Origin of the sequence: Microbacterium sp. NPDC091676, from assembly GCF_044756645.1 — a bacterium.
In the GTDB taxonomy this organism is placed as follows: domain Bacteria; phylum Actinomycetota; class Actinomycetes; order Actinomycetales; family Microbacteriaceae; genus Microbacterium; species Microbacterium paraoxydans_D.
Genome location: NZ_JBIVTI010000001.1, coordinates 1,544,021 through 1,568,311, shown reverse-complemented (window position 1 = coordinate 1,568,311; position 24,291 = coordinate 1,544,021). Strand labels below are relative to the sequence as shown.

Here is a 24,291-nt window from a genome sequence, read left to right as displayed (position 1 = left end):
CCGGATAAGAACCACCTCCACGAAAGCGAGCACCATGCACATCGGCATCGACGTCGGCGGCACCAACACCGACGCCGTCCTCATGGACGGCACCCGCACCCTGGCCGGGGTCAAGCACTCCACGACCCCGGACGTGACGAGCGGGATCGTCCAGGCCATCGAAGACCTCCGTGCGGGGCACTCCTTCGAGGGCGGCGACATCGACGCGGTGATGATCGGCACGACGCACTTCATCAACGCGCTCGTGCAGGCGAGCCGGCTCGCCCCGGTCGCGGCGCTCCGGCTCGGTCTGCCCGCGACGCGGGCCCTGCCGCCGCTGATCGACTGGCCGGAGGTTCTCGTCGCGGCCACCCAGGCGCGCAGCTATCTCGCGCACGGCGGCTACGAGTTCGACGGCCGCCCGATCTCGCCGCTCGACCCGGACGAGATCCGCGCGCACGCCGAGGACATGAAGGCGCACGGCATCCGCTCCGTGGCCATCTCGTCGGTGTTCAGCCCGGTCAACCACGACCTGGAAGTGCGGGCGGCCGAGATCGTCGCGTCGGTGCTGGGGGAGGACGCCGCCATCTCGCTCTCCCACGAGATCGGCCGTATCGGACTGCTGGAGCGGGAGAACGCGACGATCATCAACGCCGCCCTCCGCGAGCTCGCGTCGGAGATCGTCGACGGGCTCACCTCGGCGGTCCGCGCGCAGGGTATCGAGGCGCCGATCTTCCTCAGCCAGAACGACGGCACGCTCATGGACGAGGACTACGTGCGCCGGTACCCGGTCGCGACCTTCGCCTCCGGCCCCACCAACTCGATGCGCGGGGCGGCGGCCACCAGCGGCCTCGTCGACTGCGCCGTCATCGACGTGGGTGGGACCACCGCCGACATCGGCCTGCTCATCAACGGCTTCCCCCGGGAGACGGCGAACGAGGTGAAGGTCGCCGGCATCCGCACGAACTTCCGCATGCCGGACGTGCTCTCCCTCGGCATCGGCGGGGGCAGCATCGTCGACGAGGAGACGGCCGAGGTGGGCCCGGCCTCGGTCGGCTACCGGCTGACGACGGAGGCGCTGGTCTTCGGGGGCTCGACCCTCACGGCCACCGACATCGCGGTCGCCGCCGGTCGTGCGCAGGTGGGGGATCCCGCCAAGGTCGCGCACCTCGACCCCGCGTTCGTGGAGCGCGTGCTCGCCCGCATCGCGGAGCGCGTCGCGGAGGCGGTGGACCGCATGCGCACGTCGCCGGAGCCCATCGCGGTCGTGGCCGTCGGCGGCGGGTCCATCCTGCTGCCCGACGAGCTGCCCCTGTTCGGCACCGTCCATCGCCCGGAGAACTACGCGGTCGCCAACGCCATCGGCGCCTCGATCGCGCAGGTCGGCGGCGAGATCGACAAGGTCTACGCGATCGAGCCGGGCCGGCGCGACGAGACGATCGCCGAGGTGCGCGCGGAGGCCGTCGACAAGGCCATCGCGGCCGGCGCCAAGCCCGCGACGGTGTCGATCATCGACTTCGACGAGGTCCCCATCCCGTATCTTCCCGGCAACGCCACGCGCATCCGCGTGAAGGCCGTCGGCGACCTCGACATGGGAGCCTGACATGAGCACGACGATCACCGCCGCCGACATCGACGGTCTCGCCCGCGGCGCGGCCGTGCTCGGCACCGGCGGGGGCGGCGACCCGTACATCGGCGCCCTCCTCGCCCGCCAGGCCCTCGCCTCCGGAGACGTCACGGTCGTGGCGCTCGACGAGGTGCCGGACGACGCCCTCGTGCTGTTCGTCGCGATGATGGGCGCGCCCACCGTCATGGTGGAGAAGCTGCCGAGCCTCGCGGAGGTCATCGAGCCGGTGAAGGCGCTCGGCATCCATCTCGGCCGCCCGGTCACCCACATCGCCTGCGCCGAGGTCGGCGGCGTGAACTCGACGATCCCGATCGCCGCCGCCGCCGCGCTCGGGCTGCCGCTCGTCGACGCGGACGGCATGGGGCGCGCCTTCCCCGAACTGCAGATGGTGCTCCCGACGCTTTACGGCGTGACGGCCTCGCCGCTCGCCTTCAGTGACGAGAAGGGGAACACGGGCGTGCTGCAGACCGCCGACAACTCCTGGACCGAGCGCATCGCCCGCGTCGCGTGCGTCGAGATGGGCTGCTCCGTCATGATCTCCGGCTTCTCGATGTCGGGTGCCGCCGCACGCCAGTCGCTGGTGGCGGGATCGCTGTCCCGGTGCATCGACATCGGTCAGCGGATCGCGGAGGCGCGCGAGGCGAAGACCGACCCGGTCGCCGCTGTCGTGGAGCTCCTCGGCGGCCGCGAGCTGTTCGGTGGCAAGGTCGCCGACGTGAACCGGGCCACGACGACCGGCTTCGCCCGTGGTCGGGCACGGATCGACGGAGACGGGGGCACCTCGCTGACGTTGCAGTTCCAGAACGAGCACCTCGTCGCGGAAGCGGACGGGCGGGTGCTGGCGACTACCCCCGACCTCATCATGGTGCTCGACGGCGAGTCGGGGGAGCCCGTCACGACCGAGGGGCTGCGCTACGGTCAGCGCGTCCGCGTGATCGCCGCTCCCGCTGACGAGCGTTGGCACTCGGACGCGGCTCTCGCGATGGTCGGCCCGGGGTACTTCGGCTACGACATCCCGGCGCACCGGTTCGACGGCACGGTCTCCGCCGGAGACGCCGCGGCAGGGGCCGCCGCATGAGCTGGGAGCTGACGGCGGCGGACCTGCCCGACCTCGCCCGTGGCGCGACGCTGCTCGGCACCGGTGGCGGGGGCGACCCCTACATCGGCAAGATGCTGGTGGAGCGGGTGCTCGGCGACGGCGCGATCACGATCCTCGACCCGGACGACCTCGCCGACGACCTCTTCGTCATCCCGACCGCGCAGATGGGGGCACCGACCGTGATGGTCGAGAAGATCCCCGCCGGCACCGAGCCCACGCTCGCCCTGCGCACCCTGGAGGATCACCTGGGACGCCGGGCCGATGCCACCATGCCGATCGAGTGCGGCGGGATCAACTCGATGATCCCGCTCATCGTCGCCGCGGAGACCGGGCTTCCGGTCGTGGATGCGGACGGCATGGGCCGGGCGTTCCCCGAGCTGTCGATGGAGACCTTCGCGGTGTACGGCGTGCACGGCTCGCCGCTCGCCCTCGCCGGGGAGCGCGGGGAGCGCGTCGTCATCGACACCGGGGACGACGATCGTCAGATGGAGTGGCTCGCCCGCGGCATCACGATCCGGCTGGGTGGCGTCGGTCACATCGCCGAGTACGCCATGAGCGGGGCCGACGTGCGGCGCACGGCGGTGCCGCGCACCATCTCGATGGCCCTCGCCCTGGGTCGGGCGATCCGGCTCGCCCGGGAGGAGCACCGCTCGCCGTTCGAGGCGATCGCCGCGACGCTCGCGACCACGCTCTACCCGCATGTGCGTGAGCTCTGCGTCGGGAAGGTGGTGGATGTCGAACGACGGACCACCGAGGGCTTCGCGAAGGGGCGGGCGGTCATCGCTCCGCTCGGCGCTGCGGAGGATGACACGTTCGAGATCGCCTTCCAGAACGAGAACCTCACCGCGCGGCGGGGTGGACGGCTCGTCGCGATCGTCCCCGATCTCGTCTGCGTCGTCGACCACGAGACGGCCGAGCCCATCACCACGGAGGGCCTCCGCTACGGTCAGCGCGTCCGGGTGCTCGGCATCTCGACGCCGGCGATGATGCGCACCCCCGAGGCCCTGGCCGCCTTCGGCCCCTCCGCCTTCGGCCTGACCGAGGAGTTCGCGCCCGTCGAGGGGATGGTCGCGTCCTAGGCTGGATCCCATGAGGCTGGAGCGGGACGACCTGGAGGCGCTCGCCCGCGGGTACGCGCTGCTCGGCTCGGGCGGCGGCGGCTCCACGACGATGCTCGAGCTCATCCTCGGCACCACCGCGCGCTGGCCCCTCGAGATCGCGCCGGTGCACGCGCTCGATCCCGCGACGCCCTGCCTCGGCGTGGCCTTCGTGGGGTCGACGATGCTGCTCGGCGAGCGGATGCCCGGTGCCGCACCCTTCGCCCCGCTGCTGCGCGCAGTGGAGAGGTGGCTCGGGCATCCCGTTCCGGCGGTGTGCTCGCTCGAGGGCGGAGGGATGAACGGCCTCGCGCCGCTCACTCTGGCCGGATCGCATACCGTGGTGGATGCCGACTGCACGGGGCGTGCGGTGCCGGGACTCGATCAGATGTCGCTGTTCGTCGACCGTGTCCCTGGACTGGTCTTCGCGTGCGAGACCGGGGCCGACGGGGTGGCGCTCGTGGAGGCGACGAGGGCGATCGATGCCGAGCGCGTCGTGCGTTCGGCCATCGTCCAGGCCGGGGGAGTCGGGTGCGCCGTGCTCGCCGGGTTCACCGTCGGCGACCTGCGAGAGCACGCCATCGCCGACCACCTCGCCCGCGCGCTCGCCCTCGGCCGCAGCTTCCTGGCGCACCGGTCGGCACCGCTGCCGGTCCTCGCCGAGGTCCTCGGGGGCACGCTGCTCGCCGAAGGGCGGATCGTGGCCGGTGCGTCCTCCGGCGCGGATCCCCACGTGAACGCGGTCGAGATCGCCGGACTCGGCGGAGCGGTGCATCGCATCGTCACCCGGTCCGAGACCCTCGCGGTGCTCACCGACGGCCTGCTCGTCGCCGCGGCGCCCGAGATCATCGTCCTCCTGGACGCCGTGTCCCGCGAGATCCTCGAGGTCACCGAACTCGCACCGGGGCGCACCGTGGCGGCCCTCGTCCTTCCCGCTCCCGACTGGTGGAACGCCCGCCCCGAGCGCCGGGCCCGGGTGGTGCCCTCCGCCTACGGGCTCGTCGATCTGGACGCGGCGTGAGCGGGGCGCTGGCGCTGTCGGCACTGCTGGCCCAGGAGGAGAACGGTGCCCTCCGCCATGTCGCCGGCCCCCGCGACGTCGTGTGGGATGCGGTCGTCGTGGAGGCCGGAGAGTTCGACCTCCCCGACGCCGCGACCGCCCGGCTTGCGATCCTGACGGCCGGAGCGCCGATCGCCACCTGGCAGCAGGACGCGATGCTGCGCCGGGTCCGTGACCGCGGGTTCACGGGGCTCGCACTCCCCGGCGCCGCCGGTGTCGACCCCGGGGCGCTCCGCCTCGCGGACCGGATCGGCCTCGCTCTGCTCGACGTCGAGAGGCCGGTCCAGCTCGCCCGCGCCTGCTGGATGCTCATCGAGGCCAGGGACGCCCTCACGCTCACGAGGGTGCGCAAGGTCGCGCAGTCCTTCGAGTACGCCGCCGACGACCTCGGCGACCTGCTCGGACACCTCGCGGCGAACCTCGGTCTCGGCGTCGCCCTCGTCGACGCCGCGGGAGTGCTCCGTGAAGCCGGCGGACACCTGGATGCCGCGCTGCATGCGGCGATCCGCTTCGATGCCTGGAGCGACAGTGCCAGGGCGGGCGAGGGCGCAGCCGCCTCGGTGCGCGTGGACAGCCCCGGCCGGTCCGGTCTGCGTCTGGTCCTGTTCGGCGACGGCTTCGGAGAGGCGCAGCTGCAGTCGCTCCTCGTGGCCGCGGAGGTCGCCATGCCCGCCGTGGCCGCCCGCATCCTCATCGACGAGATCGCGGCCGTCAACGACGTGGCCGCGTCGTCGGGGCTGCTGCGGGACTTCGTCGAGCTCCGTGGAGCCGCCGACGCCGACGTCGAGCGGCGTATGGCGGAGCGGGGGTGGCGCACCGGCGGGCATCACCTCGGGTTCCGTATGGTGGCGCGCAACCGGGTGGAACCGCTCGCGCTTCTCCGTGCGATCAGGCCCGGACTCAGCGCGATCGACGCCGAGGCGCACGCGACCACCGCAGGCCGTGGCCTCAGCGGCTGGCTCTCCTTCGCGGAAGCCCCGGGGCCCGACCGTATCGAGCGGGCCGTGGCGGCACTGCGCGACCTCCACCTCGCGGCGCTGCGCGACTTCGCGGTGGCGACAGGCGTGGGCTCGGCGCAGACCGGGCCGGAAGGGCTGGCGGCGACCCTCGACGAGGCCGGCGACGCCGCACGGATCGCTGCCGCGCGGTCGGCGACCGGATGGTTCGTCCGCGTCGACAGCCTCGGGCTCGAGCAGCTCCTGCTCGCCTGGACGGGCAACGACACCTTCGTCCCGGCCGCGCAGTCGCTGCTCGCCCCTCTGGCCGAGGGGAGTGGCGAGCTGCTCAGGACGCTGTCGGCGTACCTCGACCACGAGTCCGGCATCGCGGCCACCGCGGCCGCGCTCGGGCTGCACCGCAACACGGTCGCCGTGCGGATCCGACGGGTCCAGGAGCTCCTCGGGATCGACATGAGCGACCCCGAGGCGCGGCTGGCGCTGCATCTCGCGTGTCGCGCGGTGCTGCCGCGCTGAGCCCGGCGCTCACGGCCCCGTGATCACTCCGGGTCGCCGTGCAGCATCCAGGCGATCCCGAAGCGGTCGACGAGCATGCCGAACGTCCCGCCCCACGGCGGCACGTCGAGCGGCATCGTGATCGTGGCACCCTCGGAGAGCCGGTCCCACACCTGACGGGTGACCTCCTCGGTGTTGCCGCTCAGAGACACGGAGACGCCCTGCGGCTTCTCGTAGGTCATGCCCTCGGGGGTATCGGACGCCATGAGCACCAGCCCGTCGGGGGTCGTGAGCTGCGCATGCATCACGAGATCCTTCTGGCTCGGATCCTGCACCATGTCGGGGAAGTCGCCGAAGACCGTGATGTCGAGGTCTCCGCCGAGGACTCCCCGGTAGAACTCCATGGCCTCGCGGGCCTCGGTGCGGAAGGACAGGTAGGGATTGAGGTTCGCCATGCGTGCTCCTGGTCGCTCGACTGCTGGAAGACCCCCGCCCCTCCTCAGTCTGCGCGCGCCGGCACCGCCTCGGCAAGCCATTCTGCGAACGTCTGCGTCCCGCGTGCCGCGTCGGGTCCCGGCAGCGCCTTCCCCGCGCGCATCCCGGCCATCTGCGGACCGGGCACGTTCAGCGCCGGGATCCAGCCGCGGTACCCGATGCGTCGCGCGTACGCCCGCACCATGTCGGCGAGCTGCTCCTCGCGGGGGCCGGCGAGGTCGGGCACTCGCCCCCGCGCGTCCCCGGTCGCGAGCGTGACGAGCCGTTCCGCGACCTCGCGGGCCGCCACCGGCTGGGTGCGCGCACGCGGAGCGAGATGCAGCGGCCCCGCCTTCGCCCGCGCGAACATCTGCGCGGCGAACTCGTGGAACTGCGTGGCGCGGAGGATCGTCGAGGGGACGGTCGACGTGGAGACCAGCTTCTCCTGGGCCACCTTGCCCGCGTAGTAGTCGTAGGGGATGCGGTCGATGCCGACGATGGAGAGCAGGACGACATGTCCCACGCCGGTGTCCGCGGCGGCGGCGAGGAGGTTCCCGGTGGCGGCGGTGAAGAACTCGATCGCCGTGCTCGCCTTCAGGGTCTCGATGCTCACGACATCGATCACGGCGTCGGCTCCGGCCAGCGCCGCCTCCAGCCCGCGCCCGCTGACCAGGTCGACGCCGTGCGAGCGACTGAGCACGACGGCCTCATGACCGGCGCTCCGGACGGCCTCCACCGTGGGCGTGCCGACGACGCCGGTCCCTCCTGCGACGACGATCCTCATGCCTCGGTCCTCACTCCCGATCCAGCCCGAAAGTGCGCTTCACGAGCGCCTGCACATCACGGTCGAGCCCGTCGATGCGGGCGTTGACGCCGTCGATGCGCGTGCCGACCGCGTCGAACCGCGCGGTCATCTCATTGCGCAGGCCGCCGAGTTGACCGTTCATCTCGTTGCGCAGGCCCCCGATCTCGCTGCGCAGGACGCGGATGAACAGCGTCGAGACGACCGTGAGCATGCCCATCATCAGCGCCGTGAACGCGCCGATCATGGTCCAGACCTGCGCACCGTCCATGGTTTCCATCCCCTCATCGTGGCACCGGATCCTTCAGCCTGCCAGCATCCTGGCGGACGCCACGCCCGGCTACTCACGCTCTGTGGAGACGCCGGAAATCGCGGGGATTGGGGAGGAAGGGCCGGGCGAGGATCCCTCCTCACCCGACCCCTCGGTCAGTCGCCCTTCACGTTGACGAGCTGTCGCAGCGTGTGCCGGATCCGTACCAGGCTCGCCGCATCCTCCATCACGCGATCGATGGGCTTGTAGGCCTGGGGGATCTCATCGATGAAGGCGTCGGTGTCGCGGAACTCGATGCCGGCCATCGCCTCCCGCAGCTGCGCGTGCGTGAACGTCTTCCGCGCCGCGGACCGCGAGTACTCCCGCCCGGCGCCGTGCGGTGAGGAGTTCAGCGACAGCGGGTCGCCGAGCCCCTCCACCACGTACGACGCCGTGCCCATCGACCCGGGGATGAGCCCGGGCCGACCCGCGTCCGCCTGGATCGCGCCCTTGCGGGACACCCAGACGCGCTTTCCGAAGTGCATCTCCGACTCCGTGAAGTTGTGGTGGCAGTTGATCCGCTCCTGCTCTTCGACCGGAGCGTCGAGGAACGCGGAGAGCTGCCGGATGACGCGGTCCATCATCTCCTCGCGGTTCAGCAGCGCGAAGTGCTGCGCCCACCGGAGCTCGCGGATGTAGCGCGTGAACTCCGACGTGCCCTCGACGAGGTAGGCCAGGTCGGGGTCGGGCAGGTCGATCCACCATTGCTTCGCCAGCCGCTGCGCGACCGCGATGTGGTGCCCGGCGATCCTGTTGCCCACGCCGCGGGACCCGGAATGCAGGAACAGCCAGACCCGGTCGAGCTCATCCACCGACACCTCGATGAAGTGGTTCCCCGAGCCGAGCGTGCCGAGCTGGAGCCGCCAGTTCTTCGCGTGGTCCTCGGGCTCGAACCCGGCCGCACGGGCTCGCTCCTCCAGTTCGGCGATACGCGGTGCGGCTGTCGCCACGACCTTGTTGTTGTAGCGCCCGGCGGACAGCGGGACCGCGCGCTCGATCTGCTCCCGGAGCGCGGCGAGGTCGCGCCCGTCGAGGTCGTCCTTCGTGAACGGCGTGCGGACGGCGATCATGCCGCAGCCGATGTCGACGCCGACGGCCGCGGGGATGATCGCGCCGAGCGTCGGGATGACCGACCCGACGGTCGCCCCCTTGCCGAGGTGCGCATCCGGCATCAGGGCCAGGTGCGGGTGGATGAACGGCAGGCGTGAGGTGATGCGGGCCTGATCGAGGGTCTTCTCATCGATCAGGGACGCCCACGACAGCAGCCGTGCGGAGAGCCTCTCCATGATTCCTTTCCTTGTGGATGTCCAGCCACAGGTCGGGGAGGCCTCGTCATGGAGAACGCCCCGGACCTGACGGTGCGGGGCGTTGCGAGAGCGGATGCTGTCACACGGCGCGCGCCGGAGGGTACGACTCGTCGCGGTCATCGCGCTTCGGCTGAAGCGGCAATGCCACGTTCTGGGGAAGATTCCGCGGGGCGGTCATCCGTCGTCTCCTCGGCTGGTGTGCGGCGCCGGTCGGCACAGCCTTGCCACCATAGGCGGCGACACGCCCGGGCGTCAAGCGTCCTTCGGCGGGTTGTACATGAACTCGAGCCGGATGCCGTCGGCGTCCTCGACGAAGGAGGCGTAGTACCGGTCGCTGTACCGCGGATACTCCTTCGGCTCGCGCACCGCGGTCCAGCCGGCGTCGAGGGCGAGGTCATGGAGTCGGTCGACATCGGCGCGCGACGGCACCGCGAAAGCCATGTGCTGCCAGCCGACGCGCCCGTGCCGATGGGGCGCGGAATCGTCGTCCCACGTGTAGAGGATGATCTCGGTCTCCTCGCCGGTGTGCCAGGAGATCGAGTGATCGTCTTCGCCGCCGAGCTCATAGCCGAGCGCGGTGAGCACGGGATGGAACTGCGCGCGCCCGCGGTCGAGGTCGGCGACGGTGATTCCCAGGTGATCGAGGAGAGCCATGCGCCCAGTCTGTCAGCGCGGCGACTCCGTGTCAGTGGGGAGCGTGGTACTCGGCCTCGCCGCGCTTCCAGTAGCCCTTCACGACGGCGTTCGCGCTGTCTACGTCCCAGCGCCCGAGCAGAGCCCGTCCCGGCTTCACGATGGACTGCTCGGCGGCGATGAAGACGAACGGGTCGTCTCCCACGACGTCGTCCGCGGTCAGCGCGTCGAGGAACGCGATCAGCGCGGAGCCGGCCGGCGCCTCGCCGCGGTGCAGCCACTCGACCGGCACCGGCGCGTCGATCTCGACCTCGCGACCTGCCGACACCGTCTCGATGACGATGCGTGCGGGGGTGCCCTCGGGAATGAGGGCGGCGAAGCGGCGGATCGCGGGGATCGCGGTCTCGTCGCCGACGAGGAGCCAGGATCCCGGCTCTCCGGTGAGGACGGCGGCGCCGCGCGGTCCGCCGATGCCGATGGTCGACCCGAGAGGGGCGTTCGCGGCCCACGGGGCGGCCACGCCCTGATCGCCGTGCACGGCGAACTCGACGTCGAGCCAGTCGTCACCCCAGGCGAGGGGCGTGTACTCGCGGCTCGGGGCTGCGCGCAGCTCCTCCACCGAGTCCACGGGGCCGCTCGGGAAGAAGAGCCGCATGTGGTCGTCGGAGCCGGGGGAGTCGAAGCCGGCGAGGTCGGGCCCGGACAGGCGGACGCGCACGAAATCCGGAGCGAGCCACTCGCGGGCGCTCAGCGTGACGTTGCGGAAGCGCAGCTCGAGGCCGCGACGCTCGATCGAGAAACCGGATTTCGTATCGCTCATAAAGTAAGGCTAACCTAAAAACCGACGCGGTCGGCTCGTCCGCGCGTCGGACCGGCGCTCCACGAGAGCGCACACATCCCCGCAGAACAGGAGTCTCTCCATGTCCGTGCCCAGAACCCTCACCGCCACGAGCGTCGCTCTCGTCGGCCTGCTCGCCCTCTCCGGCTGCGCGTCCGGCGGCGAAGCCGAACCCGAAGAGACGACGGCGGAATCGGGGACCGTGACCATCGAGGACAACACCGGCACGCACGAGATCGCCACGCCGCCGACCTCGGTCGTCGCTCTGGACAATCGGACCTTCCAGACCCTCTCCGACTGGGGCATCGAACTCTCCGCCGGTGCGGTCTCCCTCATGCCGGAGACCGTCTCCTACGCGAAGGACGAGGACGTCGTCGACATCGGCCTGCACACGGAACCCGACCTCGAGGCCATCGTGGCGGCCGACCCCGACCTCATCATCAGCGGGCAGCGGTTCACGCAGCACAACGAGGCCATCGCGGAGCTCGTGCCGGACGCCACGATCATCGATCTGGAGCCCCGCGACGGCGAGCCGTTCGACGAGGAGCTCAAGCGGCAGACCACCGTGCTCGGCGAGATCTTCGGCGCGCAGGACGAGGCCCAGAAGCTCGTCGAGGAATTCGACGCCGCAGTGGACCGTGCGAAGGCCGCCTACGACGACGCCGACACAGTCATGGCGGTGAACACCTCGGGCGGGCAGATCGGCTACCTCGCCCCGACCGTCGGCCGCTCCCTGGGCCCGATCTACGACATGCTGGGCCTCACGCCGGCACTGCAGGTCGACGACGCGAGCGACGACCACCAGGGCGACGAGATCTCGGTCGAGGCCATCGCCGCCTCGAACCCCGACTGGATCCTCGTGCTCGACCGCGACGCCGTGTTCGCGGCGGAGACGCCGGACTACGTGCAGGCGGCGGAGATCATCGAGAACTCCGAGGCCCTCACCGGCGTCACCGCGGTGAAGGACGACCAGATCGTCTACATGCCCACGGACACCTACCTCAACGAGAGCATCCAGACGTACACGACGTTCCTCAACGACCTCGCCGACGCGCTCGAGAAGAGCGCCGACAAGTAAGGGCTGTGCGGCGGCGTCCCGACCGGGGCGCCGCCGCCGGCATCCCCCCATGACCTCTCCTCTCCTCACAGCGACACCGCGATCGTCGGCACGGCTGTTCGATCCGAAGCTGCTCATCGGCGTCCTCGTCGTGGCGGCACTCCTGGTGATCTCGCTCTTCACCGGCGTGTACGACATCGCCGGCGCGGACGATGGCGCGCAGATGTTCCAGATCACCCGCGTCCCCCGGACCATCGCGCTCGTGCTCGCGGGCGCGGCGATGGCGATGGCCGGCCTCGTGATGCAGCTCCTCACCCAGAACCGCTTCGTGGAGCCGACCACCACCGGGACCACGGAGTGGGCGGGACTCGGGCTCCTCACCGTGATGGTGCTGGTGCCGCAGCCCTCCCTTCCGCTGCGCATGGCCGGGGCCGTGCTCGCCGCGTTCGTCGGCACGATGGTGTTCTTCGCGTTCCTCCGCCGGGTGGTGTTGAAGTCGTCGCTCATCGTGCCCATCGTCGGCATCATGCTGGGCGCGGTGGTCGGCGCGATCACGACCTACTTCGCCCTCGTCACGAACTCGCTGCAGATCATCGGCGTCTGGTTCGCGGGCAGCTTCACCTCGGTCATGCGCGGCCAGTACGAGATGCTGTGGATCGTCGCGATCATCGGCGTCATCGTCTTACTCGTGGCCGATCGGCTGACCATCGCCGGGCTGGGGGAGGAGATCGCCACTAACGTCGGGGTGAACTACAACCGGATGATCCTGCTCGGCACCGCGCTGATCGCGGTGACGACCGGCGTGGTGACCGTCGTCGTCGGCAACCTCCCCTTCCTCGGGCTCATCGTCCCGAACATCGTCTCGATGGTCCGCGGTGACGACCTGCGCAGCAACCTGCCCTGGGTGTGCCTGCTCGGCATCGCGATCGTCACCGTCTGCGACATCATCGGCCGAACGATCATCATGCCTTTCGAGGTGCCGGTGTCGCTGATCCTCGGTGTCGTCGGAGCCGTCGTCTTCGTCCTTCTCCTCCTGCGGCAGCGTCGACGTGGCTGAGCGGACGATGACGGTGACGGAGACCCCCCGGACGACGCGGTCGGCGGGGGCGTTCACGACCCCGCGGGCGCGCCGCCGGTACATCGTCGTGCTGGTGGTTCTCGGTGTGATCGCGCTCGGCTCGGCGTGCGGTCTCCTTGCGTGGGACAACCCTCTGCCCTTCGGCACCCCCGGGTTCTGGCGCATCGCGCAGCACCGCGCGACCGCCGTGGTCGTGATGGCCCTCGTCGCCGTCGCCCAGGCCGTCGCCACGGTCAGCTTCCAGACGGTCACGAACAACCGGATCATCACTCCGTCGATCATGGGCTTCGAGTCGTTGTACCGCGTCGTCCAGACCACGACCGTGTACCTCTTCGGGGTCGCGGGGCTGGTGGCGATCCAGGGCGTCGGCCAGTTCGCGCTCCAGGTGCTCATCATGGTCGGGCTCGCCGTCGTCCTCTACGGGTGGCTGCTCTCGGGCCGATACGGCAACCTCCAGATCATGCTGCTCGTGGGCATCGTGATCGGGGGAGGTCTCGGGGCGATCGCCACCTTCATGCAGCGGCTGCTCACCCCCAGCGAGTTCGATGTGCTCGCCGCCCGGCTGTTCGGCAACGTCTCCAACGCCGACCCCTCGTACCTCCCGCTCGCGATCCCGCTCGTGATCGCGGCCTCGACCCTCCTGCGGCTGCGGTCCCGGCGGTTGAACGTGCTCGCGCTCGGTCCCGATGCCGCGCGATCGCTGGGGCTCGACCACCGCCGGGAGCAGTTCCTCGTCCTGACGCTCGTCGCCGTGCTGATGGCCACCTCCACCGCCCTGGTCGGACCGATGACCTTCCTGGGCTTCCTCGTGGCGACGCTCGCCTACCAGTTCGCCGACACGCACGACCATCGGCTGATCTTCCCGGTCGCCGTCCTCACCGCGTTCTCGATCCTGGCGGGGGCGTATTTCGTCATGAAGAACGTCTTCTACGCGCAGGGCATGGTGTCGATCCTCATCGAGATCGTGGGCGGCACCGTGTTCCTCATCGTCATCCTCCGAAAGGGCAGACTGTGATCGCACTCGACGGCGTCCGCCGTGACTACAGCAGCGAGGTGGCGATCGGCCCCGTCGACCTCCGGATCCCGACCGGCGGGATCACGGCCCTCATCGGGCCGAACGGTGCCGGCAAGTCGACGCTCCTGACCATGATCGGCCGGCTGAACGGGATGGACACCGGAGCCATCGAGATCGCGGGCCTCGACGTCGCCTCGACGAAGTCGAAGGACCTGGCCAAGGTGGTCTCGATCCTCCGCCAGGAGAACCACTTCGTGACCAGGCTCACCGTGCGGCAGCTCGTGGGTTTCGGCCGCTTCCCGCACTCCCAGGGCCGGTTGACGAGGGCCGACGAGGAGGTCATCAGCCAGGCGATCGACTTCCTCGATCTGGGGGCGCTCGAGGGGCGCTACCTCGACGAGCTCTCGGGCGGCCAGCGGCAGCGGGCCTACGTGGCCATGGTGCTCGCGCAGGACACGGAGTTCGTGCTGCTGGACGAGCCCCTCAACAACCTCGACATGCGGCACGCCGTGCAGATGATGAAGCACCTGCGGCGCGCGGCCGAGGAGCTCGGGCGGACGATCGTCATCGTGCTGCACGACATCAACTTCGCCGGACACTACGCCGACCACATCTGCGCCATGAAGGACGGTCGGGTGGTGGAGTTCGGCCCGCCGGCGGAGATCATGACGGACGACGTGCTGAGCCGCGTGTTCGACACTCCGGTGCAGGTCGTGGACGGACCCTCCGGCCCCCTCGCCGTCTACTACTGACGCGAGCCGACGATCCGAGGCGCCCGGAGGTCGTCGTTCTCCACGATCACCGCGGCGTGCCGCTCCGGGGCGTCCTCTCGCAGGTATATCCGTTGACCCTCGACGTAGCGTCGGTTGCTCGCCGCCTCCGGGTCCGGATCCGAGCCGTCGCGTCGTGCCATGCGCGCGGCGGAGACGGCGAAGTCCACACGGAGGAAGACCGAGAAGTCCCACACCGCACGGAGCTCCCGCCGATGCAGGAAGATCCCGTCGACGACGATCACCGACGGCGCGGCGAGGTGGTGTGCGGGCGCGTCGAGCAGTTCGTCGCTGTCGAGGTCGTGCGACGCCGTGAGGTATGGTCCACGACCGGCCTGGAGCGGCGCGATCACATGGCGATCGAACGCCGCGTAGTCGTAGGAGTCGAGGAAGAAGCCCTCCGGAGAGTGCCGGCCTCGCCGATAGCGCTCCGTCCGGCGCCGGTGGAACCCGTCGATGGAGATCCGCACCGTGGGGTGCCGCGGCGCGAGGAGGTCGGCGATCTCGTCGGCGAACACCGTCTTCCCCGAGCCGTCCACGCCGTCGACGCCGACGAACACGTTGCGACGGTGATCCTCCGGGCGCGGAATCGCCGACGCCACGGCGATGAGCACGGCTCGCCGGTCGGCGCTGGACTGCCGCTCCACGGCGTCAGAGCTCGACGCCGTGGTCCTCGTCGTTCACGCCCGCGTTGTGACCGCGGCGGGACTCGTAGCCGAGGAACCAGCCGAACCACACGATCGCGGCGAGCAGCACGCCCAGCCAGACGTTCTGGAAGATGAGGCCGAGGACGACACCGGCGATCAGCAGGCCGACCGTGACGAAGATGCGCAGGGCGGTACGGGACATGCGCTCAGCATACGTCGGCCGCTGCGGGAACGGGCCGGTCAGCGTCGGCGGTGGTCTTCCGGGGCGAGACGGGGTCCGCGCCGCGCCTCGGCGACGCCGCTCGCGAAGATGAGCCGGATGACGCGCTGCCGGTGGCCGGCCCAGGGTGCGAGCAGTTCGACCATGCCGGCATCGTCCGTGCGGTGCCCGGTCAGGGCATGCCCGACCTCGTGCGCCAGGTGGTAGTCGCCCACGCTGACGGCATCGGGGTCGCCCAGCGCGCGGATCCGGGTCTCCGCGGCGGTCCAGACCCCGACTCCGGGCAGGCTCGTGAGCACGCGGTCACGGTCAGCGCCGGTCGTGGCCGCTCGGACGGCAGCGGCGATGCGATCGCCGCGCTCCGCGGCCCGCACGATGGTCTTCGACTGCGGCGGCTCCACGCCGGCGCGATGCCATGCCCAGGACGGGATGCGTCGCCACTGCGCCGCCGTGGGAGCGACGGCCATCGGTCGCGGCGTCGGCCCCGGTGCCGGGTCGCCGTAGCGCGAGACGAGGTACCTCCAGGCGCCGAAGGCCTGCATGGAGGTGACCTTCTGCTCGAGGATGCCGCAGGCGAGGGCGTCGAAGACCTCGTCCGTCCGTGCGAGCCGGATGCCGGGGTGTCGCCGGGCCGCCTCGGCGATGAGGGGGTGCAGGGAGGGGACGAAGCCGGTCGGGTCGTCGCCGGCGCCGCACAGCGCCGGCACGAGGGCGAGGGCGTGCTCCGCGCCCGGACCCCAGGCGGTCGCCTTGACCTCGTTCCCCGACATCCGCAGCGCCAACGTCGACGGACCCTGTGGCGTGCGGACCGCGCGCCAGATGACGGGGCCGTCGAAGACCGTCGTCGGATCGGTGCCGCCGCGGCGCAACATGCCGACGGTGCGCCGGAGATCGAGCAGGTGCGGCGGGCGGTACGTCGTCTCCCGCGGGGCATCCGCGCGGACGGCGCCCGCCGTCGCGGGGGCGGCGGCGAGGGTCATGCGCCCACCCTACGCGCGGCTCCTGACACCGGCCTCCGGGCTGAGCGGGAGCGGGTCAGAAGCGGTCCGGCGACGGGGTTCCGTGGCCGTAGCGGATGACGACGTCGGCGTGACGGTCGAAGCGGTAGCCGATGCCGCGCACGGTTCGGACGATGTCCTCGTAGCGGCCGAGCTTCGCCCGCAGCCGGCGCACGTGCACATCGATCGTGCGCTCGCCCGGGGTCTCGTCGTCCTGGGCCTGCCAGAGGGCGGCGACGAGCTCGCTGCGCTCGATCGTGCGGCCCTCGCGGAGGACGAGGTACTGCAGCAGCTCGAACTCCTTGTAGGTGAAGGCGGCGGACTCGCCGTCGATGAGCACGCGCTTGCGGGAGATGTCGACGGTGACGCCGGACTCCTCGGGCGTGGTCTCCTCCTCGGCGGCGGCCTTGGTGCGGGCGATCGCGCCGGGCTCCTGCAGGGCGAGACGCACGACGTCGAGGTCTCGGCCGCCGGAGCCGTGCGGGGCGAGGGCGACGGTGGCGTGGGTCTCGGCGCCGGGCGCGAGCTCGGCCAGCGTGCGGCGGAGGGCGTCGACGAGCAGCGGAAGGCTCACACCGGCTTCGGCGGCCTTGATCTCGTCCAGGCCGACGTAGAGGGCGAAGCCGCGGGGCGAGCGGACGGCGGGGAGGTCGGCGCCGGCCGGGGCCAGCGGAGCCGACGACTCGGCGGGGCGGACGGTGCGGTTCGGGGCGGTGGCGGCGGGACGCTCGAGAAGGGCGGAGTTCGACATGATGATGGGTCCTCAGGACGTGAGCCCGGCGGGAGGGGGCTCGGATGCGTTGCACGAATGACCGGCGGAGCCGGGGAAGCGAGCACGGGTGTGTGCTCGGGACACTGCTCTCGCAGATGGCGAGGAGTCAGGTCAGGCGAGGTGGCTGTTCGTTCAGCGACACATTCGGCAACACATGTCAACGCGACCGGGCATCATCATCCCGGCAGTCCCGTTCGCCTCCTGGGCGGACAAAGGGCGTGCGTTGATGGTCATGGGGGGATTATGTCCGATCGTGACGGGACATGTCAAAACGCCCGGGCGCGTCGCAAGAGGCGTAACGTGATACGGATGACGATCTCGCACACCGTCGGCGGCTTCATCCTGACCGACGAGAAGGACGCATCGCGGTACACCCTCACGCGCGACGGGAAGCTCGTCAGCGTGCTCGACTACCGGGACGACGGCCACACGGTCGCGCTCACCCGGGCCTACACGGTCCCGGCATTCCGCGGAAACGGGTACGCCGGAAAGGTGGTCGAGGGGGCCGTCGCCGACATCGCGGAGCGCGGCGACCGCAAGGTGGACGCCGTCTGCTGGTACGTGGCGGAGTGGTTCGCCGCGCACCCCGAGCAGTCGGGTCTTCTCCGCACGCGCTGACCTTCCGCCTGTATGACGAACTGTTACGGCCGCCGCCTGCGAGGATGAGGGCATGAGACTCGCCGAAGCCCTCGCCGCCCGCGCCGACCTGCAGCGCGGCATCGAGCAGCTGCGGGCGCGGATCGTCGCGAACGCCCGGTACCAGGAGGGCGAGGAGCCCGCCGAGGACGCGGCGGCGCTGATCGAGGAGGCGGAGGGCGCGCTGACCCGACTGCAGAGCCTGATCCGGCGCATCAACGCGACGAACGCCCGCCTCGACCTCGGCGCGGACGGGACGATGACCGATGCGCTCGCCGCGCGGGACGTGCTGCGCCTGCGCCACGCCGTGCTCACGGACGCGGCGGCCGCGGCCTCGGGGGCGAACGAGCAGTACCTGCGCCAGATGCGCTCGGAGCTGCGGCAGGTGTCGGCGCTGCCCGTCGCCGCGCTGCGCGCGCGGGCGGATGCGGTCGCCCAGGAGCTCCGAGAGCTCGACAACCGGATCCAGCAGGCGAACTGGTCGCACGACCTCGAGGAGGAGAGCGGAAGTCGGTAGTCGCGACGGAGCGGGCACAACCCTCAGCCGGCGGGGCAAGCCGGCCCCTGTGGGCGGTGGGCAGCCCTGATCTCGCATCGCGCAGCCCCGCACGCCGCACAGGTGAAGGTGCACAGCGCATCTCGCATCACCACGTGCCGGTCGCCGCGACGAGGGTGGGTCAGGGGACCTTCCGCTTCCTCCGCGTGCCTCGGGAGACGGCGCTCCCGGCACGCCTCGGAGGGAATGTCCGAGGGTCTTCGTACCGTGGGGGTATGCGGATCCTGCACACCTCGGACTGGCACATCGGCCGGACGTTCCATGGCAACTCCACCATGGATGCGCTCGCCGAGGTGCTCGCCGCCCTGACCGCGCAGGTCAGGGAGCACGCGGTCGACGTCGTGATCGTCGCGGGCGACGTGTTCGACTCCGCCACGCCCTCTGCCGCCGCGTACACGCTGCTGGGCGACGCCCTCGTCGGTCTCCACGAGACGGGTGCGCGGGTGGTCGTCACCAGCGGGAACCACGATTCCGCCGCGCGGCTGGGGTTCCAGGCCCGGCTGCTGCGCGACGGCATCCACGTGCTCACCGACCCCCTCGCGGTCGGTACCCCCGTCACGATCGACGACGCCCACGGTCCGGTGCACTTCTTCGGGATCCCGTATCTGGAGCCCGCGATCGTCCGCCAGCACTGGCCGGAGGGCGACGCCGAGGGACGGCAGCTGCGCACGCAGGCGCAGACCATGACGCACGCGATGGCCCTCGTCCGCGCGGGCATGCAGAAGCACGCGGGCCGTGCGGTCGCGATCGCCCACTGCTTCGCCGCGGGAGTGGAGCCGACGGAGGGTCTGGAGCGCGAGGTGCGACAGGGCGGCCTCGACGTCGTGCCGCTCCGCGCGTTCGACGGCCCCGACTACGTCGCACTGGGTCATATCCATGGTCGCCAGCAGGTCAGCGAGCGGGTGCGATACGCCGGCGCTCCGCTGCACTACAGCTTCGGCGAGCAGCACAAGCCGCGCGGCTCCTGGCTCGTCGAGCTCGATGCCGACGGACTCGCGGGCGTCGAGTGGCTGGAGCTGCCGATCCCGCGGCGCCTGGTCACTCTGACCGGCGCCTTCGAGGAGATCCTCTCCGCAGAGAACATCGCCGCGCACGCCGACGCCTGGGTGTGCGCCGTCTACACCGACGCCGTGCCGCAGACCGAGCCCATGCGACGGCTCCGCGAGGCATACCCGCACTGTGCCATGGTGCTGCATCAGCCCGCGGTGGTCGCGGGCATGCAGGAGCGCTCGTACGGTGACCGGCTGCGCGCCGCGGTGACCGATGCCGACCGGATCGAGGCGTTCCTCGAGCACGTGCGGGCCGGCCACGGAGCCACCGAGGTCGAACGCGAGCTGATCCGTGAGGTGCTCGACGACCGGGTCCGCGCGGAAGCCCTCGTCTAGTGCGACTACATCGACTGGAGGTCGAGGGGTTCGGGCCCTTCCGTGCGCGGCAGACCGTCGACTTCGACGCCTTCGCCGACGACGGGATCTTCCTCATCGCCGGCCGCACCGGGGCGGGGAAGTCGAGCATCCTGGATGCGGTCTGCTTCGGGCTGTACGGCGGGGTGCCGCGGTACGACGGCGGGGAGAAGAGGCTCCGCAGCGATCACAGCGAACCGGACGATCCCTCCGAGGTGGTCGTCGAGTTCAGCACGCCGTCCGGTCGCTACCGGGTCACGCGTTCGCCCGAGTACCTCCGGCCGGCTCGTCGCGGCGGAGGCCTGACCAAGCAGGCGGCGGCGGTCTCCCTGGAGGAGCTCACGGACGACGGCTGGGTCGGTCGCGCGGCGCGGGCGGTCGACGTGGCGCACGAGCTCGATGACATCCTCCAGCTCAGCCGCGAGCAGTTCCTGCAGGTGATCCTCCTCGCGCAGAACCGCTTCTCGGAGTTCCTCCTCGCGGGCAGCCGGGACCGGCAGGCGCTGCTGCGCCGGCTCTTCGGCACCGAGCGTTTCGAAGACGTGCAGACGCGGTTCGACGAGCGCCGTCGCCGCGCCGAGCAGAGCCTCGGCGCGCGCCTCGCCACGGTCTCCGCGCGGCTGGAGGAGGCGGAGCGCCTGGTGGCGGATGCCGACCTCGGGCGCGACGCCGGCGACGCCGAGGGCGAGGACGGACCCGGGGTGCAGGGCGAGGGCGTCACGACGGCCGATCGCCTGGCGGAGCTGGAACGGGCGCAGGCGCGCGCCGCGTACCGGGCGGAACGGCGCGCTGCCGAGCGTCAGGAGGCGGAGAAGCGGTTCGAGGCCGCCGACGCCGTCCTGGCCGCGGCACGTGAGGATCAGCGTGCCCAGCGCGAGCGGGACCGCGCCCGCGCGGCGATGGCCCGCCTGGACGCCGAGGAGGGAGCGATCGCCGAGGCGAAGGCGGAGCTCGCCAGGGCGCGGGAGGCCGAGGTGCTCCGGTCGTCGATCACCGCGGCCGACCGTGCGGCGTCGGCTCTCGATGACGCGGTGACCGCGGAGAAGCGTGCACACGCGGACTGGGACTTGCTCGGTGTCGAGACCCACGACCTCGATGCGTGGATCGCCGACCGGACGCGGGCGTCCGGGGTGTGGGAGCGCGCTGTCGCGCTGGAGGCCGAGGCCCCGCGCCGCGCCGCCGAGCGCGTCACCGCAGAAGAGGCCGTCGCCGCGGCCGAGCGCCGGTGCGCCGATGGCGAGGCGGAACGCGCGGCGCTGCCCGGGCGGATCGCCGCCGTCACCGCGGAGCGGGATGACGCGCGTCGGCTCGGCGATCGGGTCCCCGCCGCGGAGAGCGCGCGCGTCGCTGCCGAGCTCCGCCGGGCGGCGGCGGAAGAGGTGGCACGTCTGCAGCAGGAGTGCGCCGCCGCCGAACGCGTCCTCGCCGAGGCGACGTCCGTGCAGGCCTCCGCGCAGTCGGCTCTGGCCGAACTGCGCCAGCGCCGGATCGACGGCATGGCCGGGGAGCTGGCGTCCGCTCTCATCGAGGATCATCCCTGCCCGGTGTGCGGTGCGCGGGAGCATCCCGCGCCGGCAGATCACAGCGCCGCGGTCTCGGTGGAGGACATCGCCGCTGCGGAGACCCGGAGGGATGAGGCGGCGCGCCGCGAGCAGCAGGCGGCGGCCACCTGCACGTCGCTGCAGGTCGAGCTCGCTGCGGCCCTGGCGCGTGCGGACGGACGGGACGCCGAGACGGCGAAAGCGGAGCTCTATGCCGCGGTGGCCGCCGAGAAGGAGGCCCTCGCCGGGGCCGAGGCCGCACGGCGGCGCGACGGGGAACTCGTCGAGCTCGGTGCGCAGCAGGACGCACTCGAGGGGCGGCGCGTCCAGGACGAGGCGGCCCTCGCCGAAGCCCGCGAGCGGCTCGCCCTGGTCGTCCAGCGCGACGAGGCCGCCCGCGCGGCGATCGACGAGGCGCGAGGCAGCTATGCGTCGGTCGCTGAGCGCATGACGGAGGCCACCGCCCACCTCGCCGCCGCCCGCCGCCTCCTCGACGCCGAAGCCGAAACGGCGCGGAGGCAGCAGGCGGCCGAGGAGGCGGCTGCCGAGAGGGACGCCGTGCTCGACGCGTCCGAGTTCTCCGACGTCGGGGCCGCCACCGCGGCGCTGCGCCCGCCGGAAGTGCAGGCGGAGCTGGACGAGCGGGTGACGACGCACGCGGTGCAGCGGGAGAAGGAGCGCGCCCTCCTCTTCGACCTCGAGCTGCGGACGCTGCCCGAGGAGCCCATCGACCTCGGGCCGGTCGAGCAGGCCGCGCGTGAGGCCAGGGCGGCGTGGTCGACGGCCGTCGACGAGGCGACGCGGGCTGCCGGGGACGCGACGAGGCTGACCGGTCTCATCGACGCCGCCGAGGACGAGCACGCCCGTACGGCAGCGGATGCCGCGGAGTTCGAGGTGCTCCAGGCTCTCGCGGACACGATCGCCGGACGGGGAGCGAACACCCGCAAGATGACGTTGGAGACCTTCGTGCTGGCGGCGGAGCTCGAGGAGATCGTCGACGCCGCGAACCGCCGGCTCCACGACATGTCCGAAGGGCGCTACCGGCTGCAGCACTCCGATGCGCTGGCTGCGCGCGGCGCCGCCTCCGGGCTGGGCATCGTGGTCGCCGACGCCTTCACCGGGCAGACCCGTCCGCCGCAGTCCCTCTCGGGCGGCGAGACCTTCCTCACCTCCCTCGCGCTCGCCCTCGGGCTGGCCGAGGTCGTGACGGCCCGCGCCGGAGGCATCCGCCTGGACACGCTCTTCATCGACGAGGGGTTCGGTTCCCTCGACGGCGACACGCTCGACGTCGCGATGCGCACGCTCGACGAGCTGCGACAGGGCGGCCGCACGGTCGGCGTCATCAGCCACGTCGAGGCCATGCAGGAGCAGATCCCCGCGCAGCTCACGGTCCGTGCGCTGCCGAACGGACCGAGCGTCATCGAGACGCGCTGAGTCAGACCCCGTACTCGGCGCGGATCACCTCGCGCAGCTCGATGCTGCACCGGGCGATGGCCTCGCGGAAGTCGGCCAGGGCACCATCCTCCGCCTGATCGGAGACGGCGCGGAACGCGCGGATCGGCACACCGAACTGCCCCGCCACCCAGATGTAGGCGTAGGTCTCCATGTCCACCAGCGCCGCACCCATCGGCCGGATCACGGCGGTGACCTCGGCGTCGTTCACGAAGTGGTCACCCGTGGCGATCACGACGCCCTCGCGGCCCGTGGTCACCTGCGGTGGAAGCGAGACGTGCCGTCCGACGACGCCGTCGAGGTCGATCACGTCGTGCTGGACGGCGGTGGCGATCTCGTGCACCGCGTACGCACGTCCCTTCTCGATGGAACCCGCGGTGCCGACGACGACGACCTCGTCGTAGTCCTTGGCATCCAGGGCACGGGTCAGCGCGTACGTCGCCGGCAGCTTCCCCGGGCCGGTGACGAGCCGGTCGAAGCCCGCGAGCTCCTCGGGGAAGGCGGACAGTTCGGACTCGAGGGCGGCGACGAGGAGCTTCACCGTCTCAGTCTGTCAGGTCGCCGCTGGATGCCTCGTCCGCGCGGTGGCGTGACCCGCACGAAACACGGAGGGGGGATACTGGAGCCGAACCGATGAGCGGAGGACAACGTGTCGTTGCAGAAGCAGATCGCGGAAGACCTGGGCGCCCGGCCCGACATCGATCCCGAAGCGGAGGTGGAGCGTCGCGTCGGCTTCCTCGCGGACTACCTGCGCACGACCGGCGCGAAGGGCTTCGTCCTCGGCATCTCCGGCGGACAGGACTCGACGCTCGCGGGGCGCCTCGCCCAGCTCGCAGTGGAGCGCGTGCGTGCCGAGGGTGGGGAAGCGAGCTTCCTGGCCGTGCGTCTGCCCTATCGCGTGCAGCACGACGCCGAAGACGCGCAGGCCGCGCTGGACTTCATCGCGCCGGACTCCTCGATCGAGGTGAACATCCAGAACGGCGTCGAGGGCGTCGAGAAGGACATCGAGTCCGCCGTCTCCAGCGACATCTCCGACTTCAACCGCGGCAACATCAAGGCGCGCCTCCGCATGGTCACGCAGTACGCGCTCGCCGGGCATGAGGGACTGATCGTCATCGGCACCGACCACGCCGCCGAGGCCGTCACGGGGTTCTACACGAAGTTCGGCGACGGGGCCGCTGACGTCCTCCCGCTGGCCGGTCTCACGAAGCGACAGGGGCGGGCCCTGCTCCAGTTCCTGGACGCTCCGGAGCGCCTGGCCTTCAAGGTCCCCACCGCCGACCTCCTCGACGACCAGCCGGGGCGCACGGACGAGGACGAGCTGGGGCTGACGTACGAGCAGATCGACGACTTCCTCGAGGGCCGGGAGGTCGACCCCGAGGTCGCCGGCCGCATCGAGGCGCGGTACCTCGCGACCCAGCACAAGCGTCATCTCCCGGTGACCCCCGACGACACCTGGTGGCGCTGAC

Annotated in this window: 25 protein-coding genes; 14 read left to right on the top strand and 11 right to left on the bottom strand. The window is 71.4% G+C overall.

The window, feature by feature from the left end; translation table 11 throughout:
* Positions 1-34 precede the first annotated feature (34 nt).
* Genes ACIQID_RS07745 through ACIQID_RS07725 form a run of 5 tightly spaced genes read left to right on the top strand, consistent with a single transcriptional unit; the run spans position 35 to position 6,334 of the window.
* Positions 35-1,582, top strand: coding sequence for a hydantoinase/oxoprolinase N-terminal domain-containing protein (locus tag ACIQID_RS07745; RefSeq protein WP_105949272.1), 1,548 nt, complete (start codon positions 35-37; stop codon positions 1,580-1,582).
* A gap of 1 nt (position 1,583) precedes the next feature.
* Positions 1,584-2,684, top strand: coding sequence for a DUF917 domain-containing protein (locus ACIQID_RS07740; RefSeq protein ID WP_268777258.1), 1,101 nt, complete (start codon positions 1,584-1,586; stop codon positions 2,682-2,684).
* Complete coding sequence (locus ACIQID_RS07735) at positions 2,681-3,784, top strand: DUF917 domain-containing protein (protein ID WP_400283514.1); 1,104 nt, start codon at positions 2,681-2,683, stop codon at positions 3,782-3,784. The genes ACIQID_RS07740 and ACIQID_RS07735 overlap by 4 nt, the downstream gene beginning before the upstream one ends.
* Positions 3,785-3,794: 10 nt before the next feature.
* Positions 3,795-4,823, top strand: a complete 1,029-nt coding sequence (locus ACIQID_RS07730; RefSeq protein ID WP_400283511.1) for a DUF917 family protein — start codon at positions 3,795-3,797, stop codon at positions 4,821-4,823.
* Positions 4,820-6,334, top strand: a complete 1,515-nt coding sequence (locus tag ACIQID_RS07725; RefSeq protein WP_400283508.1) for a PucR family transcriptional regulator — start codon at positions 4,820-4,822, stop codon at positions 6,332-6,334. Before ACIQID_RS07730 ends, ACIQID_RS07725 begins: the two co-directional genes overlap by 4 nt.
* A 23-nt stretch (positions 6,335-6,357) precedes the next feature.
* Here ACIQID_RS07725 and ACIQID_RS07720 read toward each other — a convergent pair whose 3' ends face one another.
* From ACIQID_RS07720 to ACIQID_RS07695, 6 genes are all read right to left on the bottom strand, one after another.
* On the bottom strand, positions 6,358-6,768 hold the full coding sequence (locus ACIQID_RS07720; protein ID WP_331202282.1) for a VOC family protein: 411 nt from the start codon (positions 6,766-6,768) through the stop codon (positions 6,358-6,360).
* A gap of 44 nt (positions 6,769-6,812) precedes the next feature.
* On the bottom strand, positions 6,813-7,571 hold the full coding sequence (locus ACIQID_RS07715; protein ID WP_400283505.1) for an SDR family oxidoreductase: 759 nt from the start codon (positions 7,569-7,571) through the stop codon (positions 6,813-6,815).
* A 10-nt stretch (positions 7,572-7,581) separates the two neighbouring features.
* A complete protein-coding gene (locus ACIQID_RS07710; RefSeq protein ID WP_136051283.1) occupies positions 7,582-7,869 on the bottom strand; it encodes a hypothetical protein in 288 nt (95 codons plus the stop codon).
* A gap of 146 nt (positions 7,870-8,015) precedes the next feature.
* Complete coding sequence (locus ACIQID_RS07705; RefSeq protein WP_400283502.1) at positions 8,016-9,185, bottom strand: RtcB family protein; 1,170 nt, start codon at positions 9,183-9,185, stop codon at positions 8,016-8,018.
* Between the two features lie 273 nt (positions 9,186-9,458).
* Positions 9,459-9,860, bottom strand: a complete 402-nt coding sequence (locus tag ACIQID_RS07700; RefSeq protein WP_400283499.1) for a VOC family protein — start codon at positions 9,858-9,860, stop codon at positions 9,459-9,461.
* A gap of 31 nt (positions 9,861-9,891) precedes the next feature.
* Positions 9,892-10,659, bottom strand: a complete 768-nt coding sequence (locus ACIQID_RS07695) for a siderophore-interacting protein (RefSeq protein ID WP_400283496.1) — start codon at positions 10,657-10,659, stop codon at positions 9,892-9,894.
* Between the two features lie 100 nt (positions 10,660-10,759).
* Here ACIQID_RS07695 and ACIQID_RS07690 point away from each other — a divergent pair, with 100 nt between their 5' ends.
* From ACIQID_RS07690 to ACIQID_RS07675, 4 genes are read left to right on the top strand one after another with little or no spacing between them, the layout of a single operon-like run.
* Positions 10,760-11,755: a siderophore ABC transporter substrate-binding protein gene (locus ACIQID_RS07690; protein ID WP_400283493.1), complete on the top strand. Its 996-nt coding sequence runs from the start codon at positions 10,760-10,762 to the stop codon at positions 11,753-11,755.
* Positions 11,756-11,804: 49 nt separating this feature from the next.
* Complete coding sequence (locus tag ACIQID_RS07685) at positions 11,805-12,791, top strand: iron chelate uptake ABC transporter family permease subunit (RefSeq protein ID WP_400283490.1); 987 nt, start codon at positions 11,805-11,807, stop codon at positions 12,789-12,791.
* A 7-nt stretch (positions 12,792-12,798) separates the two neighbouring features.
* Positions 12,799-13,827 (top strand): iron chelate uptake ABC transporter family permease subunit, encoded by a 1,029-nt coding sequence (locus ACIQID_RS07680; RefSeq protein ID WP_400285720.1) that lies wholly within the window; start codon positions 12,799-12,801, stop codon positions 13,825-13,827.
* Positions 13,824-14,579, top strand: coding sequence for an ABC transporter ATP-binding protein (locus ACIQID_RS07675; RefSeq protein WP_400283487.1), 756 nt, complete (start codon positions 13,824-13,826; stop codon positions 14,577-14,579). Before ACIQID_RS07680 ends, ACIQID_RS07675 begins: the two co-directional genes overlap by 4 nt.
* On the opposite strand, the gene ACIQID_RS07670 is transcribed toward ACIQID_RS07675, so the two are convergent.
* The 4 genes from ACIQID_RS07670 to ACIQID_RS07655 are packed head-to-tail and all read right to left on the bottom strand — an operon-like array spanning position 14,573 to position 17,213.
* Positions 14,573-15,244 (bottom strand): uridine kinase, encoded by a 672-nt coding sequence (locus tag ACIQID_RS07670; protein ID WP_400283484.1) that lies wholly within the window; start codon positions 15,242-15,244, stop codon positions 14,573-14,575. The two genes, ACIQID_RS07675 and ACIQID_RS07670, sit on opposite strands and share 7 nt — an antisense overlap.
* A 4-nt stretch (positions 15,245-15,248) precedes the next feature.
* Positions 15,249-15,446, bottom strand: a complete 198-nt coding sequence (locus ACIQID_RS07665; RefSeq protein ID WP_025104487.1) for a hypothetical protein — start codon at positions 15,444-15,446, stop codon at positions 15,249-15,251.
* Positions 15,447-15,484: 38 nt separating this feature from the next.
* Positions 15,485-16,444: a DNA-3-methyladenine glycosylase family protein gene (locus ACIQID_RS07660; RefSeq protein WP_400283481.1), complete on the bottom strand. Its 960-nt coding sequence runs from the start codon at positions 16,442-16,444 to the stop codon at positions 15,485-15,487.
* A gap of 55 nt (positions 16,445-16,499) precedes the next feature.
* Complete coding sequence (locus tag ACIQID_RS07655; protein WP_312673654.1) at positions 16,500-17,213, bottom strand: winged helix-turn-helix domain-containing protein; 714 nt, start codon at positions 17,211-17,213, stop codon at positions 16,500-16,502.
* Between the two features lie 330 nt (positions 17,214-17,543).
* Here ACIQID_RS07655 and ACIQID_RS07650 point away from each other — a divergent pair, with 330 nt between their 5' ends.
* From ACIQID_RS07650 to ACIQID_RS07635, 4 genes are all read left to right on the top strand, one after another.
* Positions 17,544-17,852 (top strand): GNAT family N-acetyltransferase, encoded by a 309-nt coding sequence (locus ACIQID_RS07650; RefSeq protein ID WP_025104484.1) that lies wholly within the window; start codon positions 17,544-17,546, stop codon positions 17,850-17,852.
* Positions 17,853-17,904: 52 nt separating this feature from the next.
* The gene (locus tag ACIQID_RS07645; RefSeq protein WP_400283476.1) at positions 17,905-18,387 is read left to right on the top strand and encodes a DIP1984 family protein; all 483 of its coding nucleotides are present in this window, start codon (positions 17,905-17,907) and stop codon (positions 18,385-18,387) included.
* A gap of 254 nt (positions 18,388-18,641) precedes the next feature.
* Positions 18,642-19,811 carry an exonuclease SbcCD subunit D gene (locus ACIQID_RS07640; protein WP_400283473.1) on the top strand — a complete coding sequence of 390 codons (1,170 nt, stop codon included), beginning with the start codon at positions 18,642-18,644 and terminating at the stop codon, positions 19,809-19,811.
* Positions 19,811-22,804 carry an AAA family ATPase gene (locus tag ACIQID_RS07635; protein WP_400283470.1) on the top strand — a complete coding sequence of 998 codons (2,994 nt, stop codon included), beginning with the start codon at positions 19,811-19,813 and terminating at the stop codon, positions 22,802-22,804. The genes ACIQID_RS07640 and ACIQID_RS07635 overlap by 1 nt, the downstream gene beginning before the upstream one ends.
* A gap of 1 nt (position 22,805) precedes the next feature.
* On the opposite strand, the gene ACIQID_RS07630 is transcribed toward ACIQID_RS07635, so the two are convergent.
* Positions 22,806-23,363, bottom strand: coding sequence for a nucleoside phosphorylase (locus ACIQID_RS07630; protein WP_400283467.1), 558 nt, complete (start codon positions 23,361-23,363; stop codon positions 22,806-22,808).
* Positions 23,364-23,471: 108 nt separating this feature from the next.
* Between ACIQID_RS07630 and nadE the strand changes: the two genes are divergently transcribed.
* Positions 23,472-24,290 (top strand): ammonia-dependent NAD(+) synthetase, encoded by an 819-nt coding sequence (gene nadE / locus ACIQID_RS07625; RefSeq protein WP_400283464.1) that lies wholly within the window; start codon positions 23,472-23,474, stop codon positions 24,288-24,290.
* Position 24,291: the final 1 nt, after the last annotated feature.

Excerpts from the sequence above, each read along its gene's own strand:
- ACIQID_RS07695 (WP_400283496.1), bottom strand. The coding sequence starts at position 10,659 with ATGAGCGATACGAAATCCGGTTTCTCGATCGAGCGTCGCGGCCTCGAG.
- ACIQID_RS07640 (WP_400283473.1), top strand. The coding sequence starts at position 18,642 with ATGCGGATCCTGCACACCTCGGACTGGCACATCGGCCGGACGTTCCAT.
- ACIQID_RS07745 (WP_105949272.1), top strand. The coding sequence starts at position 35 with ATGCACATCGGCATCGACGTCGGCGGCACCAACACCGACGCCGTCCTC.
- ACIQID_RS07715 (WP_400283505.1), bottom strand. The coding sequence starts at position 7,571 with ATGAGGATCGTCGTCGCAGGAGGGACCGGCGTCGTCGGCACGCCCACG.
- ACIQID_RS07705 (WP_400283502.1), bottom strand. The coding sequence starts at position 9,185 with ATGGAGAGGCTCTCCGCACGGCTGCTGTCGTGGGCGTCCCTGATCGAT.
- ACIQID_RS07700 (WP_400283499.1), bottom strand. The coding sequence starts at position 9,860 with ATGGCTCTCCTCGATCACCTGGGAATCACCGTCGCCGACCTCGACCGC.
- ACIQID_RS07650 (WP_025104484.1), top strand. The coding sequence starts at position 17,544 with ATGACGATCTCGCACACCGTCGGCGGCTTCATCCTGACCGACGAGAAG.
- ACIQID_RS07720 (WP_331202282.1), bottom strand. The coding sequence starts at position 6,768 with ATGGCGAACCTCAATCCCTACCTGTCCTTCCGCACCGAGGCCCGCGAG.
- ACIQID_RS07680 (WP_400285720.1), top strand. The coding sequence starts at position 12,799 with ATGACGGTGACGGAGACCCCCCGGACGACGCGGTCGGCGGGGGCGTTC.
- ACIQID_RS07690 (WP_400283493.1), top strand. The coding sequence starts at position 10,760 with ATGTCCGTGCCCAGAACCCTCACCGCCACGAGCGTCGCTCTCGTCGGC.
- ACIQID_RS07740 (WP_268777258.1), top strand. The coding sequence starts at position 1,584 with ATGAGCACGACGATCACCGCCGCCGACATCGACGGTCTCGCCCGCGGC.
- ACIQID_RS07710 (WP_136051283.1), bottom strand. The coding sequence starts at position 7,869 with ATGGAAACCATGGACGGTGCGCAGGTCTGGACCATGATCGGCGCGTTC.
- ACIQID_RS07685 (WP_400283490.1), top strand. The coding sequence starts at position 11,805 with ATGACCTCTCCTCTCCTCACAGCGACACCGCGATCGTCGGCACGGCTG.
- ACIQID_RS07735 (WP_400283514.1), top strand. The coding sequence starts at position 2,681 with ATGAGCTGGGAGCTGACGGCGGCGGACCTGCCCGACCTCGCCCGTGGC.
- ACIQID_RS07665 (WP_025104487.1), bottom strand. The coding sequence starts at position 15,446 with ATGTCCCGTACCGCCCTGCGCATCTTCGTCACGGTCGGCCTGCTGATC.
- ACIQID_RS07730 (WP_400283511.1), top strand. The coding sequence starts at position 3,795 with ATGAGGCTGGAGCGGGACGACCTGGAGGCGCTCGCCCGCGGGTACGCG.
- ACIQID_RS07655 (WP_312673654.1), bottom strand. The coding sequence starts at position 17,213 with ATGTCGAACTCCGCCCTTCTCGAGCGTCCCGCCGCCACCGCCCCGAAC.
- ACIQID_RS07645 (WP_400283476.1), top strand. The coding sequence starts at position 17,905 with ATGAGACTCGCCGAAGCCCTCGCCGCCCGCGCCGACCTGCAGCGCGGC.
- ACIQID_RS07660 (WP_400283481.1), bottom strand. The coding sequence starts at position 16,444 with ATGACCCTCGCCGCCGCCCCCGCGACGGCGGGCGCCGTCCGCGCGGAT.